Source organism: Catenulispora sp. GAS73 (assembly GCF_041262085.1).
GTDB lineage: Bacteria > Actinomycetota > Actinomycetes > Streptomycetales > Catenulisporaceae > Catenulispora.
The window spans coordinates 139,689-157,328 of record NZ_JBGCCM010000002.1; the positions used below are offsets into that span (position 1 = coordinate 139,689).

Genomic DNA, 17,640 nt, shown 5'->3' on the forward strand with positions numbered 1-17,640 from the left:
ATGCGACCACCGCCAAGCGAGCCGGGACCGAAGGGGTTGAACTTCCGGCCACCTTCTCCCCTAACGAAACGTATAGAAACCACGCCGCCACCGCGATACCGAGCGCCGCGACCGCCCCTGCCGAGCGCAAGCGCACGTTCGCCCGCCAGCGAATAGGGCTGAGTGTCCTGGTCATCGGACAGCAAACCTCCTTCGCGGGCCCGTGGTTGAGTCATTACCGGCCGTGAGCGGATACACCCCATTGCTAATCACGGCTGAGCCGTTCACAACAATCTTTTCAGCCCCGAGGCTGAGTGCCGTTTGGCCACACACAGGGAGTGCTGGAGCCCAGAGTAAGAGTGTGGCTGGGGTCGAAACTCGTTTCGACGCTGATCGTGAAGCCGTTATTGTCCTTGAAGGATTCGAATCCTGAGCTGCTGCCGAAGGGTTTGAAGCCGTGTTGCCCGGCGAAGGCACGCACTGCAGCGAAAACGTCCTGATTGCGATCAGCCGGAACGCCACGCAGACGGAAGTTCAGGCTACTGTCGTACTGGCCGGTGACTTGATCTTGTAGTCCTTGGCTGCATGCGCCGCCTGAGTCGGTACCGTCCGGCGGGTCGAGCTGGGGTGCGACCGGCAAGGTCGCGACGATAGCAGCTGCGTTCTGGCGGGCCTCCTGTTTGGCGGCTTCCAGCGTCATGGAGTGTGCGGAGGGGTGCGCATTGGAAGTGTCACCGATGCCGGTGAGGACCGCGGCAATGCCGACCATGGCAGCTACCACCACCCCGATCAGGATGACTTTCGTTCGCCCGTTCACGATGGCTGGTTCCCAGTGATGATCGCGCCGATGTTTCTCAGTGAGTCTGACCTAGGCACCCAGTATTGGGAATGGGCCGCGCCGGGAGGCCACAGCGCACCGGGTGCCACCTTGAAGGTATGAGCGCCGAATTCAGGGTTGTAAGGAAGCTGACCGAACGGCCCGTGGACGTTGTAGTCGGACAATCCTGTCGCCCAGCCGAGAGCGTTCAGCGCGTTGCTCGGGAGCTGGGTCAGGTTTTCGGCCAGCGGCAGGTTGGCGACCGGGTCGTTGTCTGCCGCGCCGATGTAGACGTGGGCAGGGTCGATGTGCAGATCGGCTGCATGCTCGACGCCGACCCCGGGGCTACCGACGAAGATGACGCGGTCGACAGGCAGGCCCATGTCGCGCATGGCGAATCCAACGGTGGTGCTGCCGTAACTGTGTCCTATGATCGAATTCAACGACGCAGGCCCCTGGTGGGTCATTCGTAAACCGGTCTCAAAGTCATACAGCTTGAGTTCGGCGTCCGTGGCGTAGTGAATGAACGGCGAATCCTTGGCTATGTTCTGCGGGGCGTCGTACCCGACCCACGTGATGGATGATGTCACGAAACCCGGTCCGCTGCCGGCGGCACCGACCATCGCGTCCGAGCGGCTGATGTCGCCGGCGATGTTGCCGAGCTTCGAGCCGGTGCCTGGAACATAGGTGACTACGTTGTTCGCGGTGTCGGGGTTGTTGATCGCTACGATCGCGTGACCGAGTGCGGCGGTGTCCAGGCCGAGCAAGAACGCAGGAGGCTGATCGGGATGGTTGTTCAGCCGATCGTAGACGGAGTTCAGTCCGGCCTGCTTGGCCCGCAGATCGTCCAACTCCTTGTTCCATGAGTCGAACTCGGGATTGGGGTAATCACGGCCATCGGTCGGCGGGATGTGCGCAAGAAGGTAGGCGATACGGGCGTTGACAGAGCTTCGCGTCGCGTCCAGCACAGCCCGGTTGGCCTTGTCTCGGTCCAGGCACGGGATCCCGTCGAGAGCCCCGACCAGGTCGGCGTGTTCCAGGATGAGCTTGTCCCGTTCCGGCTGGCTCAGCGACGTCCACCACCAGGAGATCTCGGATGGATCTGTGCCCTGCGTCGGGAACATCGAGTCTTCGAGACCGAGAGCAGCGTCGGGGCTGAGGACCAAGTCGGCAAGGTTGCCGCCGCGGGAGCTGAAGCGGTCGTCGAAGTTCATCGAATTGGTGCCGGTAGCGCCAGCCGACTTGACTATCTTGGAGGCGAGGTCGGCGGCATCGTTAAGGGCGTTCTCGCACTTGACCTTGGCCCCCGTGTACTGCCCGCACAAGTCCACCACCTGCCTACGCAGCGGATCGAACCCCGCACGGTACGCCGACAGAGCGTCCAGCGCATTCTCGAAACCGGCTGGCCCCAGCGTGCTGCTGTTCTCCATGTGCTTGGCGTGCATGCGGTCGTACATGACCGCGTCGTTGTCGGATGTGGCACAGGCAAGCGCGTCCTCGTCGGACAGGCCGCCATCTGCCTTCATCTTCTGCAGCAGAGTGGTCGCTTGGTTTAAGCAACTGTCGAACTGCGGCTGCAGGGTACGGATCTGCTTGCTGAAATCGTCCCAGGCATCGCCGACGCCACGGTACGCGTCCTCAGCAGTATTGAGCATGCCAGGAAACGGGAGACAGGCGTCCTTGAAGGCCTGGCCGGAGGCGCCCAGCCAACCGGTGAGGGCCGGATCGTTGAGCAGGCCGTTGGTGCCAGACAGCGCGCGAGCCACCTGATCGGCGTAGTCGTGGTAGCTCTTGGCCCAGATGTAGAGGTTGTCAGGATCCTGCGGGATCGGATCGGAGTCGAGGCCAAGGACCCGCCAGTCCGTCGGTCGCGCCACGGCACGCCCCTCAGTCCATGACCGCGCGGATATGGCCGCCAGCACCGCCGGAGTGGGTCGTGGGGGCCGATCGGGCCATCGCGGTGTCGGCCTGGCGGAAGCGGGCCACGCAGTCGCGCGCCATGCCTGACAACTGCTTGGCGTAGGAGTCAATCAGCGGTGCAGCCTTCAGCCAGCGGCCGGTGAAGTCGTCCAGAGCGGCGCACAGATCCTTGTCGCCGGCAAGCCAGCCCTCGTCGCCCAGTCGCATGCCGGTCCCGTTCAACTGCCCGACGACCCCGTCGAGCGCGGTGGCGAAGTTGTCGATACCGTCCAGGTCGAGTTGCAGATCATTCGTCGACGCCACGGAACCCCCCGGTTCATATCAGCGTTCTGCCGATCATGACAGGCCGCAAACGTATTAACCCTCAGCTGATGATGTCAACATGGAGTCCGAATGGTCACCGTCTGTAATAATCGCCGAGTGCCTCTGTCCACGGGAGTGACAACGTTCTGCGGCCGAACTCGGGCATCGTGACCTCGCCATCGGGCGGCCAGCCGGCGCCTTGACCTGCAAGATAGTCCTCGTCGAGGCATGGACCGGTTGTCCCATTAGAGCTCTGCCACGGGGTGCGCGTCGCTCAGGTGGATCGAGGCTGAGCCGGAGGCCTGCGCGCGAATGCGCAGCAGTTCCTGGTACAGATCGCGTGCCTTCGCTGGATCTCCCGCCTCCGCAGTCAATCGGGCGAGGTTGGCACGTACAGCAAGGGTCTCGGGGTGCTCTGGGCCGGAGACTCGCTCGCGCACTGGCAGCAACTCCTGGTACAGGTCACGTGCCTTCGCCGGATCTCCCGCCTCCCCGGTCCAATATCCGAGGTCAGCGCGTGAGGCCAAGACTCCGGGGTGCTCCGTTCCCAGGACCGATTCGCTAATGGGCAGAAGCTCGAGAAAGAGATCTCGTGCCTTCACCGCATCCCCCGCCTCTCCAGTCCATCGGGCAACGTTGGCGGCTATGGTCAGGCTTTCGGGATGCTCCGGACCGGAAACCTGCTCGCGTACAGGCAACAGCTCCAGGAAACGATCACGCGCCTTCGCAGGTTCCCCTGCTCTACCGGTCCAAAAGGCCAGGTTGGCGGCTACGGTCAAGGTCTCGGGGTGTTCCGGGCCGGAGACTCGCTCGCGAACAGGAAGCAGCTCTAGGAAGAGATCACGTGCCTTGACTGCATCCCCGGCCTGCCCAGTCCATCGGGCGACGTTGAAGGATATGGTCAGAGTCTCGGGGTGCTCCGGGCCAGAGACGTGTGCGCGGACTGGCAGCAACTCCTGGTACAGGTCACGTGCCTTCGCCGGATCTCCCGCCTCCCCGGTCCAATATCCTAGGTCAGCGCGTACGGTCAGGGTCTGGTGGTGCTCTGGGCCGGAGACCCGCTCGCGAATAGCAAGCAGTTCCAGGAAGAGATCACGCGCCTTTACCGCTTCCCCGGCTTCCCCAGTCGACCGGGCGAAGTTGGCTCGTACGGTCAAAGTCTCAGAGTTTTCAGGACCAAGGACGTCCTCGTGAGCTTGCGCGAGTGTTTGCCACCACGCGCGTGCGGTGGCGTAGTCGCCGCTCTCACTCAGAGATGTGACCAAGCGCCGCATTGGCATCCCGAGAAGGTCGGCAACCAGTGCAGCATGAGGCAACAGCAACCGGCACGTCGGCCACGCTGCACGCACCGTCGGATCTTCCGGAACCGCGGCTTCGACCAATGCCCGCACTACGGTAAGCCATGCTTCGCGCTCATCCGGCACGATCTGGTCACGCGTTACGATCTGCACAAGACGGTGAACGCTGAAGACCTCGCTGGGAGGCCCAATCAGACTATGGCGCCGCAGCCCGGCCACCGCATCATCGAGCGCGAGTGCCTCGGCACAGAGCGATCGCACCTGCATCACCACGTCGGCGTCCAGGGGCTCATCGCTCAACATGAGATCTTCTGGCAGCAGCAAACGAAACGGGATGTCCTCCGGAGCGAGGAACACAGCCAAACGCAGCAGTATGAGTGACCCTGGGCTGGACGCTTCAAGCTCCGCAAGTGCTAGCGACCATGTCGCCACAACTGGGGTCGCATGCGCCGTCGGAGCCCCACGAGCAAGCAGGGCATTGTGGCTGGTGCGCAGCAAACCGAGATACTGTTCTAGGCTGCGCCCAGTGGTCTCGACGAACGCTGCCGCCTGAGCCAGCGCCAGCGGCAGCAATCCCAGCTCGCGCGCTATCGCCTGCGCCGAGGCCAGGTCGTTGGACATGGTCCGATCAAGCAGAAAATCCACCGCCGCCAGCGCGTCGAGTGGGAACACCTCAAGCACCTGCTCGCGCGGCCAGTGCCCGTCCTGCGTAGTCACCAGAACATGCCCGGAGCCCTTCGCCGGCAGCCAGCTGCGCGCAGCGGCATAGTCCTTGACGTTGTCGAACACCAGCAGCCACCTACCAGGGTGCGCAGCGAGCGCTGCATGCACCGCGCCCACTGGGTTCCCGCTCCCCGCCGCCTCAAGCAGCTCCGCCAGCTCGTGGAACTGCGCGAGCAGGTCGGTGGCCTGCTCCGCGTGAAAGAACCACACGATCTCGTAATGGGGCAGATACCGGTAGGCGTGTTCCAGGGCTGTTGTGGTTTTGCCCACCCCACCAAGCCCGCACAAGGCCACAATGCCCACGCCCTGGGTTCCCGACAGGCGCGTATGCAAATCCTCAAGCAGTCGCTCGCGTCCGGTGACCTGGCCTATGCGCGGGTCAAGCCGTACCGGCTGTCCCAAGGCAACCCGCTGCTGATAGGTGACTTGCACCGGACCCGCTGAGCCGATCGAGATTCCACCTCGATCCGCCGTCACAGCCGACCAGCCGGTCTTGCCGCCCGCCGCCGTTCCTTGTACGCCGGGTGCGACCAGGCGTGGCCCGTACGCCTGTGGCACCTGAGCATTTCCGAAGCTCACATCCCCCTGCACCACCGCAGCAGCAAACGATCCGCCACCAGCCTGCACCTGCAAGTTCCCCCCGACAGACACGCCTCCGTCCCCACTTGAGACTTCGCCGTACGCGTTCTGCAGCTGGCGCACCACTTCCATGAGCGCTGCCGCGAATTCTGGGTCCTGATCTGCGGCGTCCTCAAGCGCGAGCGCCACCCGTGTTTGCGTGCGCACCAAGGGCTCTGCCGCTCCCAGACTAGCTTCCTGCGTCAGCTTCACCAGCGACGAATCCCCAGATAGCTTGCCCGCGACCAGCGTGTGCAGCCTCTCACTGACCTGGTCAACGGTCGCGTCTACCGCCTGGTCCACCTTTTGATCGGCTCGTAGTGCCGCTCGCTTGCCCTTTCCAGCGAGCCACGCGAACACGTACCCGACGACAAGTTCCGCACCGACCACAAGCACCCCCCGAAGAGCGAACTTGAATCAAGATACTGCGATAAAGGCTCGGCTGAAATAGGGACGGCCGTCTACGCCGATCGTTAAGGGAAACGCTCTCTGATCCATGCCGGGGCTTGGTCAGAGTCTTGGCCTCGGTCTGCGGATCCGCTCAAGGACTACATCGAAAGTGCCTGGCCGGCGGTGACTTCGTAGCACAGCTGCACGACACGCATCTCGCTCGCCAAGCGTGGACGGCAACGCATCCAGGGCGCTGTAGGGCATGACGACACGCGAACCCCCTGAACGGCCCGGCGCACTTCCGTCTGGGACGAAACGATCCGACAGCCCAATTACCACTGGGTTCTCGATCGTGGGGCAGTTGCCGTCTCTGGCGTTCGTATGGTGCAGCCTCGCGATTCGTCACCCCGAAGGGTGGCCGACACCGCGATGAAGAGACCTCGGGATTCCTGAAGCGCTATCGGTTAAGCCATGGGTTCCACGCGATGGCTGAACCGAGGAGGAGCTGCGCGAGGCCCGCAGGCCGCCGACAGCGCAAGAGCTGGACGACTTCGAGACCGATGTGCTTGCCGGGTTCGTGCTCGCGCGGGCGGCCGCTGATCGCCACCGAGCTCAGGCTTGGCGCTGAGACAGTGAAGACGCACGTTGGCCCTCTAGTTAGACGTTCTGCCGCGAAGCACGAATCGCCAACCAGCCGCACACACCCGCGAGCGGCAGCTCGGGGCACAGCGCCATGGCGATCGCCGCCCCGAGATCGCTGTTGGACGTGGCGGTCATCGTGTCGAACCAGGCGTCCACGACCAGCAGTGCCGCGGTGGCCGCCGCGGCGAGGGCGTGCCGGCGGTCGCCGCGCGCTGCGAGCAGGCCGGTGGCGATCAGGCCCGCCGCCTCCAGGATGTCCAGGCCGATCCAGGCGGCTGGCCAGCGCGGGGCGGTCATGACCGCGGGCAGTCCGGCGGCCAGGACGTACATCCACGGAAGCAGTCCGAGGCCGCAGCCGACGAGCACACGCCCGATCCGGCGTATACCGCGCGACGTGGCCGCCGAGTGCGGCGGCTGGTCCGTGTCGGTGCCCCGCGGCTCGGACCCCAGCGGTTCGTCACTCCTGTGCGGCTGCCCGGTCGGCGCGTCCGGCGTGAAAAGCATCATCTGCGTCATCCTTGAGTCCACCCCCTGCCTACTTCCTGGTCACGGACTCAAGCCTGCTGCGCGGCCGCTGCACTGTCAGTCACGCGCGTATCCGAATCGGGGGTATAGAAAACTCCACCCCGAACACGCCAGGTAGCGTGATGGAGCCCGCATGGCCTGTGGTTTTATCGTCTCGTTATGAGCATCAGGACGTGGTTGGCGCGGTACGTACGGCGGCCTTTTCAGGGAGCGGGTCGGGCCACGGCGCTTCTCGCCGGGGGCGTGGCCGTCCTTCTCACCGGTGCGCTGGCGGTGGGGTTGCTGTGGGCCCTGCTCGCGGCGTCCTCGCTGTGGTCGTGGGTGTCGGCCTGGGTGGTGGCCGTGGTCGTCGCGGTAGCCGCCGCTCCGTTGCTGAGCTGGACGCAGCGGCAGCGTTTCCGCCGCCTGTTCGGTGTCGACGTCGCGGTGCCCGAGGGGCTGGCGGAACGGCCGGGGCTCCGTGGCCTCGTGCCGTGGCTGCGGTCGGCCGCGGGCCGTCGACAGCTGCGCTATCACTTTCTGGCCGGTCCGCTGATCGTGCTCGGCGGGGCGTTGACGCTGTGCTGCTGGGTGGTCGGTGCCGCGGCGGCGACCGTCTACATCTGGATCTGGGTGACGCCGACGCACTGGCGGGTCGACAATCCCGGCTACACCACTAAAGCCGCTTACGTCACCGTCGCGGGCGTGGCCCTGCTCTACGGCACCGGCTGGTTCGCGAAGGCGCTGGCCGCGGTCGACACCGCTGCCGCCCGGACGCTGCTGGGGCCGAGCCGTGAGGAGCAACTGGCCCGTCGGGTCACCGACCTGGCGGACAGCCGGGCGAGCGTGATCGACGCCGCGGACGCCGAGCGCCGCCGGATCGAGCGCGATCTGCACGACGGCGCGCAGCAGCGCCTGGTGGCGCTCGCGGTCAACCTCGGGCTGGCCAAGGCCACGCTCGGCGACCTGTCGGACGAGGCCCGCGCGGTGATCGACGACGCGCACCGCGAGGCGAAGGAAGCGATCACCGAGCTGGGCAACCTGGTCCGGGGCCTGCATCCGGCGGTTCTGGAGGACCGGGGTCTGGATGCCGCGCTGTCCGGCATCGCCGCTCGCCTGCCGATCCCGGTGCGGGTGGCGGTGGACCTGCCGCGTCGCCCGCTGCCGACTGTCGAGGCGGTCGCCTACTTCGTGGTCTCCGAAGCGCTGACGAACGTGGTCAAACACGCCCGGGCGACCAGGGCGGAGGTGACCGTCGAGCAGATCGGCGGGACACTGTTGGTGGTCGTCACGGATGATGGTGTGGGCGGCGCCGAACTCAGTACCGCGCTCGGTGCTGAACTCGGTGCCGAAGCCGGTGCCGTGTCCCGGGGAACTGGCCTGGCCGGACTGGCCAAGCGGGTCGCCTCCGTCGACGGCGTGCTGTCCTGCCACAGCCCCGTCGGGGGCCCGACCGTCATCACCGTGGAGCTGCCGTGCGCGCCGTGATCGCCGAGGATTCCGTTCTGCTGCGGATCGGGGTGGTCAAGGTGCTCGAAGCGGCCGGCTTCGAGGTCTGCGCCGAGGTCGGCGACGCGGCCGGGCTGCTGGCGGCGGTCGACGAGCACCGGCCGGACATCGCCGTCACCGACGTACGGATGCCGCCTGGCTTCAGCGACGAAGGGGTGCGCGCCGCCCTGCTGATCCGCAGTCAGCATCCGGAGACCGCGGTGCTTCTGCTGTCGCAGTACGTTGAGGAGCGCTACGCGGCCGATCTCCTGTCCGCCAACACCGCCGGCGTCGGCTACCTGCTCAAACAGCGGGTCGCCGACGTCGAGGAGTTCGCGGAGGCGGCGCGCCGGGTGGCCGCCGGCGGCACCGCTCTGGACCCGCAGGTCGTCGCGCAGCTGTTGGTGCGGCGGCACAGCGATCCGCTGGACCGCCTCACACCGCGCGAACGCGTGGTGCTGGAGCTGATGGCCGGCGGCCGGTCGAACGCGGGCATCGCCGCCGAACTGGTGGTGAGTGACGGCGCCGTCTCCAAGCACATCAACAACATCTTCGCGAAGCTCGATCTGCCCAAGGCCGACGCCGACCACCGCCGGGTGCTGGCGGTTCTGCGGTTTCTGGGAGTCGCCGAGCAGTAAGAGGGATGGTCGGCGACGCGGCGGCGTCACCGGCCACCAGCACGGCGGCCACCAGCGCGGCGCGCCACCGGTAAGGCGGGTGGGCGGCGGCGCGTCTTCCTCACAACAACCGACTCTCTCAGGCGGCAACCTTTTCGGCTTCCCGGACCACTTGATGTGGTCCGGCCAAGGCGGTCCGGGCCGACGCGACGGCTGAAAGAGAGCGCAGACATGTCCTTCCCTCGGCGATCCACGCCACGGCTGCTTGGCACACCGGCTGCGGCAACGCCTGCGGTAGTCGCCGGTCGCCCTGCTCGGCCGTCGCGGGGAGACGAAAAGTGCTGATTCCGGGCCTCCGCCGATTGTTCGCGCGCCGGGGTGTGTTGGCTGCCGTCGTCGTAGCCGCGGTTGTGACCGTCAGCATGGCCGTCCTGGTCACTGCGCCCCCGGGGTCCTCCCGTGCCGCCAGTGACGCGGCGCCGATCGGGACCAGCGGCTCTTCCGCGCCGGGACCGTCGGCCTCGCCCGGCAAGCCCATCGCGGTCGCGGCAGGCAGCAGCGCGGCCACAAGCCACAGTCCGAGCGGCACGCGCCCCTCCTCGTCGTCGGCGGCGTCTTCTACGGCCGGCGGCGGCAGCTCGACGCCACGCTCCACGCCGACCACAATCCCGACCACGACCACAACCACGGCGAGGGGAAGTAGCACCTGCTCGCTTCCGTCGACGTACCACTGGTCGTCGACAGGCGCGTTGGCCACGCCGCAGAACGGTTGGGGCTCGCTCAAGGACTTCACCAACGTCGTCTACAACGGCAAACACCTCGTCTACGCCTCGGACGTCTCGGGATCGTCCTACGGCTCGATGGCATTCAGCCCCTTCACGAACTGGTCCGACATGGCCTCGGCCGGCCAGACCTGGATGAGCCAGTCCGCGGTGGCACCCACGCTGTTCTACTTCGCGCCGAAGAACATCTGGGTGCTGGCCTACCAGTGGGGCCAATGGCCCTTCATCTACCGGACGTCGAGCAACCCCACCGACCCCAACGGCTGGTCCTCACCACAGCCGCTGTTCACCGGCAGCATCCCCGGCCCCGGCTCCGGCACCGGCCCGATCGACCAGACCCTGATCGGCGACGGCACGAACATGTACCTGTTCTTCGCCGGCGACAACGGAAACATCTACCGGGCCAGCATGCCGATCGGGAACTTCCCGGGCAGCTTCGGCTCCTCGCACACGACCGTCATGACCGACTCCACGCCCAACCTCTTCGAAGCGGTCCAGGTCTACAAGGTCCAAGGCCAAAACCTGTACCTCATGCTCGTCGAGGCGGAGGGGGCGCAAGGACGCTACTTCCGATCATTCACCGCCTCCAGCCTGAGCGGTTCATGGACCCCGCAGGCCGCCGCGGAGAGCAACCCCTTCGCGGGCAAAGCCAACAGCGGAGCCACGTGGACCAACGACATCAGCCACGGTGATCTGGTCCGCGACAACCCGGACCAGACCATGACCGTCGACCCCTGCCACCTGCAGTTCCTCTACCAGGGCAAGTCCCCCGGCGCCGCCGGTCCCTACGACCAGCTGCCCTGGCGGCCCGGCCTGCTGACCCTGCAGCACCCGTGACCCGCGCAACGGCGACAGGAGAAGCCATGAACGACGCTCCCGCCCATCCGGGCCGCCGCAGACGCCGCATCGGGCCGCTTCTCGCGCGTGCATGCGCCGCAGCTGTGATGATCACGTCCTTGTTCAGCATCGCTCATGCGGACACGACCATCACCACCAGCCAGGAAGGCACCAGCAACGGCTACTTCTACTCGTTCTGGACCGCCGGCGCCGGGTCGGTGACCATGACCCTCGCAGCGGGCGGCGCGTACCGCACCACGTGGAGCGATGCCGGGAACTTCGTCGCGGGCACCGGCTGGAACACCGGCGGCCGCAAAAGCGTGACCTACTCGGGCAGTTTCAACCCGTCCGGCAACGCCTACCTGTCCGTCTACGGCTGGACCACCAACCCGCTGGTCGAGTACTACATCGTCGACAACTACGGCAGCTACCGGCCCACCGGGACGTACAAGGGCTCCGTCACCAGCGACGGCGGCACCTACGACATCTACGAAACGACACGGACCAACGCACCGTCGATCCAGGGCACCGCGACGTTCAACCAATACTGGGCCGTCCGGCAATCCCGGCGAACCGGCGGCACCATCACCACCGGCAACTTCTTCGACGCCTGGGCCGGCCACGGAATGAGCCTCGGCACCTTCAACTACATGATCCTGGCCACCGAGGGATACCAAAGCAGCGGCAACTCCGACATAGCCCTCGGCGGCTCCCCCGTCCCGCCGACGCCCGTCGGGACGACGGCGGCCCCGGTGGCCCCGCCTCCCGCCGGGACGCCGCCGAGCGCCGGCTCGCCGGTCCGGTCACCTTCAAGTGCCGCTTCGCCCGCCCGGACGCCATCGAGCGTTCAGTCTCCCACCCGAGCGCCAACGACCACCGGGCCGACCACCCAGCCGAGCACCCCCTCAGCCGTCCCGACCGGCGGCGTGAGCACCGATTCGCCCAACACTCCGACGACCCCGGCGTCCACCGCCCTGGCGCAAGTCGGTGTCGCCGAATCGCGTTCCTCGCGCTCACCGTCGCTGTGGTGGGCACTGTTGCTGCTTCCTCTAGCGCCCGCCGCAGTGTGGCTCGGCAGGCACCGCCGGCGACGGGCGCGGCCCAGTTCGCGATGACGGACAGCTGTCCGTACCGCACGCTGACAGCTGTCCGTACCGCGCTATGCCAGCCGGTTGAAGCGCACCATCACCTTCAGATCCCGCCCCGGCGCGCCGTGATAGATCCCTTTGTGCGGAAGGACATCCCCGTAGTCCCGGCCGTGCCCGACCACGATGTGGCGCGCGCCGGGCACGTCGCGGTTGGTGGCGTCGATCCCGATCCAGGACCCGGCCCAGTACTCGGTCCAGGCGTGGCTCTGGCCCTCGGCGCTGACGCCGGGCTCGGCGTCCGGGTCGGGAAACAGGTATCCGGAGACGTAGCGCGCGGGCAGTCCGACCGCCCGCATCATGGCGATGGCCAGGTGGGAGAAATCCTGACAGACGCCTGACTTCTGTTCCCACGACTCCTGAGCGCCGGTCTGCACCCCTGTCGCGCCCGGCATGTAGACCATGGAATCGTTGACCAGGGCGCCGATCTCGTCGGCGGCCTCATGGGGGTCGGCGCCGGCGACACGCTCGCGCACCGCGGCGGCCAGTTCCGGCGTGATGGCCGTGCGGCCGGTGCGGCCGAGGTATTCGGCGAAGTCGCCGGTGGCGGTACGTTCGGCCAGGCCGGCCCAGGACATCGCGGTCCGGGCGGCGTCCGGTCCGGGGACGTCCGCGGTGCTCGTCTCGACGGTGCTTGAAGCGCGGATGGTCAGGTTCTCGTGCGGCTGTTGCAGGTCGAAGCACGTGACCCGGGTGCCCCAGTAGTCGGTGTACTGCCACATCGCGGCGCGCGGATGCAACTCGACCTGCGAGGTCAGCGTCATCTGCCGCCCGGTGGTCAGCGGCGTCATGCGCAGCTCGTTGTACGACGCCCGCGCAGCTCCGTCGTACTCGACCACCGTCTCGTGGCTGATCGCCAGCCTCCAGACCATCTCAGGAGTCCTTTCCCTGAAGCCAGACGACCGGTGTGCCGTACTGGAAGTACTGATCGGCGATCTGCCGGCTGGCCGCCAGGCAGGCCTCCTGCAATTCCTTGAGCACCGTCGGCAGCCGCTCGACCAGGGTGTCGGCGTCCAGGTACTCCAGAACGGTGCGCATACGGCCGACGATCCGCGTCGCGGACGGGGCCAGGGCCTGGCCGCGCGAGCGGCGGGGCACGCGCCCCTGCGACGATCGGCCCGTCGTGGCATCGGCCACGTCGGCCAGGCAGCGCTCCGCGGTGGCCAGCGCGTGCACGATCGAGCGCGGGAAACCGGGATCCAGCACGAGGAACCGCGCCGCCGACTGCGGATCGCCGCCCCAGCTCTCCGTGATCCGGTAGGGCTCGTCGGCGCCCGCCGCCCGCAGCAGCGTCACCCAGTCCGGCGCGTACGGCGATGCCAGAACCTTGACGGACAGCAGCCGCGCGGTCATGTCGACCCGCTCCAGGCTTCGTCCCAACGTCAGGAACAGCCAGCTGTCATCGCGGCTCATGGTCGAATCGGCGAGGCCGGAGAACAGCGCGGCGCGCTCGCGGACATAACGCAGATAGGCGTACGGGCCCAGGCGTCCGGCGGCGCGACGCTGCGCCGGCAGAGCGAGCCTCGTCGCGTTCAGGCACTCCCAGGACTCGGTGGAGATGACTTCGCGGACCCCGCGCGCGTTGTCGTGCGCGGCCTGCCAGGCGCCGACCACCGAGCTGGCCTCCCGGGCGTCGAAGGCCAGTACGTCCAATACCGTCTGGGCGTCGCAGACCCCGGACTCGGTCGCCGGCACCGCCACGCCGAGCACGGCGAACAAGGTGCGGCAGGCCGCCTCCTCATCGGTTCCGGGATCGTCGAGCAGGCGATGCATGAAGGCGTCGAGGACCCGTGCGGTGTCGTCGGCGCGTTCGACGTACCGGCCGAGCCAGAACAGCGATTCCGCGATACGGCTGAGCAATGCCGTCCCCTCTCGTCTCACTGCTGCTGTTGCTGCGCGGACTCGGCAGGGCCCGGTCCGGCCTGCCGGTCGGCGACCCCCTCCCGTACCACCGACGGCGGCAGGGCGGCTCGGCCCTGTTCGGCGGCGGCCGCCTCACGCGGCAGCCGGCGGCGCGCGTCGGCCAGGACCCAGGTGTCCTTGGAGCCGCCGCCCTGGCTGGAGTTCACCACCAGCGCGCCTTCGGGCAGGGCCACCCTGGTCAGGCCACCGGGAAGCACCCAGACGTCGTCGCCGCTGTTCACCGCGAACGGGCGCAGGTCGATGTGCCGGGGCGCGAACCGGTCGGACACGAAGGTCGGCGAGGTGGACAGGGCTACCGGCTGCTGGGCTATCCAGCCGCGCGGGTCGGCCGCCACGGTGGCGCGCAGCCGGATCAGGGTTCGTTCATCAGCCTGCGGACCGATGACGATGCCCTTGCCGCCGGCGCCGTCCACCGGCTTGAGCACCAGTTCGGCCAGCGAGTCCAGGACCCAGGCCAGGCGCTCGGGATCGTCCAGCCGGTAGGTCTGCACGTTGTCCAGCACCGGCTCCTCGTTGAGGTAGTACCGGATGAAATCGGGCACGTAGGTGTAGGTCAGCTTGTCGTCGGCCGCCCCGCAGCCGACCCCGTTGGCGATCGTGACGCGGCCGGCCCGCGCGGCGTTGAGGATGCCCGGGCACCCGATCACCGAATCCGGGCGGAAGTGCAGGGGGTCCAGGTACTCGTCGTCGATGCGCCGGTAGACCACGTGCACGGGCTGCTCCCCGGCCGTCGTGCGCATCCGGACCCGATTCCCCGAACAGCTCAGGTCTCGTCCCTCGACCAGTTCCACCCCCATCTGGCGGGCCAGCAGCGCGTGCTCGAAGTAGGCCGAGTTGGCCACGCCGGGCGTGAGCACCACCACCACGGGGTCGTGGACCCCGGCCGGCGCGGCCGCGCGCAACGCGGCCAGCAACCGGGCCGGGTAGTCGTCCACGGGGCGCACCCGGTGCTCGGCGAACAGCCCCGGGAAGGTGCGGGCCGTGATCCGCCGGTTCTCGATGACATAGCTGACCCCGGAGGGCACACGGGCGTTGTCCTCCAGCACCCGGAACCTGCCGTCCACGTCACGGACCAGGTCGATGCCCGCGACGTGCACGCGCACGCCGTTGGCCGGATCGATGCCGTGCGCGGCGCGGTGGAATCCGCTGCCGGTGAGCACGACGGAGCGTGGGACGATCCCGTCGGCCAGGATCGACTGCCGCCCGTACACGTCGGCCAGGAACGCCTCCAGCGCCCGCACCCGCTGCCGTACGCCGCGGTCGATCTCGTCCCATTCCGCCGCGGCGATCACCCGCGGCACCAGGTCGAGCGGGAAGGGTCGTTCCTCGCCCCCGAAGGCGAACGTCACACCGCCGTCGGTGAACGCCCGCGCCACTTGCTCGGCTCTGAAACGCACCTCATCGGGATCGAGATGTTCCAGCGCCGCGAACACCCGCTCATAGGCGCGCCGGGGTGTGCCCGGCGCCTCGAACATCTCATCCCAGGCATGAGAGAGCGTATACGCGTCGAAAACGTCCGCCATGACGAGAACGTAGTGCTCCCGTGTTTCCAACACGTGTATGCGCTGCGACAAAGGATCAGCTCATGTGATCAGGCGAAGGTGAGCGACCGGCGAGTGGAAGGGAGTCGCGAGCCGGTGGTCTGTCGAAGATTTCTCGACCGGAGCGGCAACCTTTCCGCATCGGCCAGACCACTGAGGGAGCGCACAGTCCGCGTACTGCTGAAGGGATGCTCTCCGTGTCACCCACCGACCCGATCACCGTCCGACCACCGGCCCGGCGCGGCCGTATGCGCCGCCGCGCGATATCCGGAGCGGCCGCGGCCCTCGTCGTGGCAGGCGCCGTCGGCGTGGTGACCACTTCGGCGCAGGCGGCGCCTGCCGTCGCAGTGTCCGTGGACGCCGGCACCTCGCTGGGTACCGTCCCCGCTACCGGGGTCGGCCTCAACACCGCCGTCTATGACCAACACATGACCGACCCGGCGGCGGCGGCGCTGCTGAAGGCGGCCGGGATCCAGCAGTTGCGCTATCCCGGCGGATCAGTCGGGGACGCCTACCACTGGCAGACCAGCAGCCTCACCCCGGGGGCCGCCAGCTGGGTCGCTCCGAACACCGACTTCGACCATTTCATGGCCATGGCCAACTCCGTGGGAGCCCAGCCGATCCTGATCGCGAACTACGGCTCGGGCTCTCCCCAGGAAGCCGCCGCCTGGGTCAAGTACGCCAACGTCGACAAGGGCTACGGCGCGAAGTACTGGGAAATCGGCAACGAGATCCCCGGCAACGGGCACTACGGCAGCGCCTGGGAGATGGATCAGCACGCCGACAAGAGCCCGACCGCCTACGCCGACAACCTCGTCGCCTACGCCAAGGCGATGAAGGCCGTGGACCCCACGGTGAAGATCGGCGCGGTGCTCACCACCCCGGGAGGTTGGCCGGACGGCCTCACCGGACCCGGCGACCAGGCCGACTGGAACCACACGGTCCTGTCCATCGCGGCGAACTCGATCGACTTCGTCATCGTCCACTGGTACCCCGGCGCCGGCGCCGGGGTCGGCAGCGGCGCCGGCAGCGGTGGCGCCGCGGCCGACTTGTTGAAGACGCCCGGCAGCCAGGTCGCGTCCATGACCGCCACGGTGCGCTCGCTGATCGCCGCCTACGCCGGATCGCGCGCCTCCTCCATCCAGCTCGCCATCACCGAGACCAGCGCCGGCGGCTCAGTGGCCCAAACCAGCCAGGCCGCGGCACTGTTCGCCCCGGACGCGTACATGACCTGGTTCGAGCACGGCGCCGTCAACGTCGACTGGTGGGATCTGCACAACGGCCCCGGAAAGATCGACACCGTCGACGGCCAGACCGATTACCAGGACGGCGGTGTCCTCTCCAGCGGCGGCTGCAACAACGGCGCGTGCGAGCCGGCACTGGAGACACCGTTCCCGACGTACTGGGGCATCCGCTCGCTGACGGCGCTGGCCGCACCCGGCGACACCATGGTGAAGGCGTCCTCGGGCAGCACCTCTTTGGCCGTGCACGCGGTCCGCACCAGCAAAGGCGGGCTGAACGTCATGCTGATCAACAAGGACCCGGCGAACCCGGTGACGGTGTCGCTGTCGTACGCCGGATTCACGCCCGCGCCGGGGGCGGTCACTACCGTCTCGTATCTCAAGGGCGGCACCGGGCTGACGACCGCGTCGGCGGGCACCGCGGCCGCGCAGACGCTGCCGCCGTACTCGATCACGACCCTTCAACTGAAGTCCACCGGACCGGTCAGCGCTCCGACGACTACCGCCACCGGGACGTCCCCCGCCCAGACCCTGACGCCTTCTTCGGCGGGCGCGGGGCCAGCCGGGCACCGGCCGTCCCAGTCTCCGCACGGCTCGACAACCCCCGCCGCTCCCGGCTCGAACTCCAGCGGCCGCGTGGCGGGCGCACCAGCTTCCAGCGGATCGAGCAGCGCGGCCGCCGACGGCGCGCAGGCTCCCAGCAGCAGCGGTCTGCTGGCCTTCACCGGGGCCGGCAGCGTCGTCACGTACGGCATGATCGGCAGCCTCGTCGCCATCGCCGCCGGCAGTGTCCTGATGACGCGCCGACGCCGCGCGAAGTCGGCGCACCGGCGCTGACGAACCCGGACGGCTGACCACGAGCCCGTGGTCTG

General features: G+C 67.8%; 13 protein-coding genes and 1 pseudogene. 5 read left to right on the forward strand and 9 right to left on the reverse strand.

The features are described from left to right. Nucleotides 1-277: 277 nt before the first annotated feature. The 5 genes from ABH935_RS03135 to ABH935_RS03155 form a co-directional block, all read right to left on the reverse strand. The gene (locus ABH935_RS03135; protein WP_370376237.1) at nt 278-796 is read right to left on the reverse strand and encodes a hypothetical protein; all 519 of its coding nucleotides are present in this window, start codon (nt 794-796) and stop codon (nt 278-280) included. Further along, nucleotides 793-2,673, reverse strand: a complete 1,881-nt coding sequence (locus tag ABH935_RS03140) for an alpha/beta hydrolase (protein ID WP_370376238.1) — start codon at nt 2,671-2,673, stop codon at nt 793-795. Before ABH935_RS03140 ends, ABH935_RS03135 begins: the two co-directional genes overlap by 4 nt. Nucleotides 2,674-2,683: 10 nt before the next feature. After that, nucleotides 2,684-3,019 carry a hypothetical protein gene (locus ABH935_RS03145; RefSeq protein WP_370376239.1) on the reverse strand — a complete coding sequence of 112 codons (336 nt, stop codon included), beginning with the start codon at nt 3,017-3,019 and terminating at the stop codon, nt 2,684-2,686. A 245-nt stretch (nt 3,020-3,264) separates the two neighbouring features. After that, the gene (locus tag ABH935_RS03150; RefSeq protein WP_370376240.1) at nt 3,265-6,018 is read right to left on the reverse strand and encodes a tetratricopeptide repeat protein; all 2,754 of its coding nucleotides are present in this window, start codon (nt 6,016-6,018) and stop codon (nt 3,265-3,267) included. Between the two features lie 687 nt (nt 6,019-6,705). After that, the gene (locus ABH935_RS03155) at nt 6,706-7,197 is read right to left on the reverse strand and encodes a hypothetical protein (RefSeq protein WP_370376241.1); all 492 of its coding nucleotides are present in this window, start codon (nt 7,195-7,197) and stop codon (nt 6,706-6,708) included. Nucleotides 7,198-7,374: 177 nt separating this feature from the next. On the opposite strand from ABH935_RS03155, the gene ABH935_RS03160 reads away from it, so the two are divergent. Together ABH935_RS03160 and ABH935_RS03165 are read left to right on the forward strand one after the other, a co-directional pair. Next, on the forward strand, nt 7,375-8,682 hold the full coding sequence (locus tag ABH935_RS03160) for a histidine kinase (protein WP_370376242.1): 1,308 nt from the start codon (nt 7,375-7,377) through the stop codon (nt 8,680-8,682). Next, nucleotides 8,670-9,320, forward strand: coding sequence for a response regulator (locus ABH935_RS03165; RefSeq protein WP_370376243.1), 651 nt, complete (start codon nt 8,670-8,672; stop codon nt 9,318-9,320). Before ABH935_RS03160 ends, ABH935_RS03165 begins: the two co-directional genes overlap by 13 nt. 118 nt (nt 9,321-9,438) lie before the next feature. On the opposite strand, the gene ABH935_RS03170 is transcribed toward ABH935_RS03165, so the two are convergent. Further along, nucleotides 9,439-10,056: a hypothetical protein gene (locus ABH935_RS03170; RefSeq protein WP_370376570.1), complete on the reverse strand. Its 618-nt coding sequence runs from the start codon at nt 10,054-10,056 to the stop codon at nt 9,439-9,441. Between ABH935_RS03170 and ABH935_RS03175 the strand changes: the two are divergent. Next, nucleotides 10,004-10,918, forward strand: a pseudogene (locus tag ABH935_RS03175) (non-reducing end alpha-L-arabinofuranosidase family hydrolase); the annotation flags it as partial. The gene ABH935_RS03170 and the pseudogene ABH935_RS03175 overlap by 53 nt on opposite strands. Before the next feature lie 26 nt (nt 10,919-10,944). Next, nucleotides 10,945-12,033, forward strand: a complete 1,089-nt coding sequence (locus tag ABH935_RS03180) for a glycoside hydrolase family 11 protein (RefSeq protein WP_370376244.1) — start codon at nt 10,945-10,947, stop codon at nt 12,031-12,033. A 44-nt stretch (nt 12,034-12,077) separates the two neighbouring features. On the opposite strand, the gene ABH935_RS03185 is transcribed toward ABH935_RS03180, so the two are convergent. From ABH935_RS03185 to ABH935_RS03195, 3 genes are read right to left on the reverse strand one after another with little or no spacing between them, the layout of a single operon-like run. Beyond that, nucleotides 12,078-12,935: a transglutaminase domain-containing protein gene (locus ABH935_RS03185; protein WP_370376245.1), complete on the reverse strand. Its 858-nt coding sequence runs from the start codon at nt 12,933-12,935 to the stop codon at nt 12,078-12,080. A 1-nt stretch (nt 12,936) separates the two neighbouring features. Then, nucleotides 12,937-13,923 (reverse strand): alpha-E domain-containing protein, encoded by a 987-nt coding sequence (locus ABH935_RS03190; protein WP_370376246.1) that lies wholly within the window; start codon nt 13,921-13,923, stop codon nt 12,937-12,939. A 17-nt stretch (nt 13,924-13,940) separates the two neighbouring features. Further along, entirely contained in the window at nt 13,941-15,509 is a 1,569-nt protein-coding gene (locus ABH935_RS03195; RefSeq protein ID WP_370376247.1) for a circularly permuted type 2 ATP-grasp protein, read from the reverse strand. A 215-nt stretch (nt 15,510-15,724) separates the two neighbouring features. Between ABH935_RS03195 and ABH935_RS03200 the strand changes: the two genes are divergently transcribed. Continuing rightward, a complete protein-coding gene (locus ABH935_RS03200) occupies nt 15,725-17,605 on the forward strand; it encodes a cellulose-binding protein (RefSeq protein ID WP_370376248.1) in 1,881 nt (626 codons plus the stop codon). The last annotated feature ends 35 nt before the right edge of the window (nt 17,606-17,640 follow it).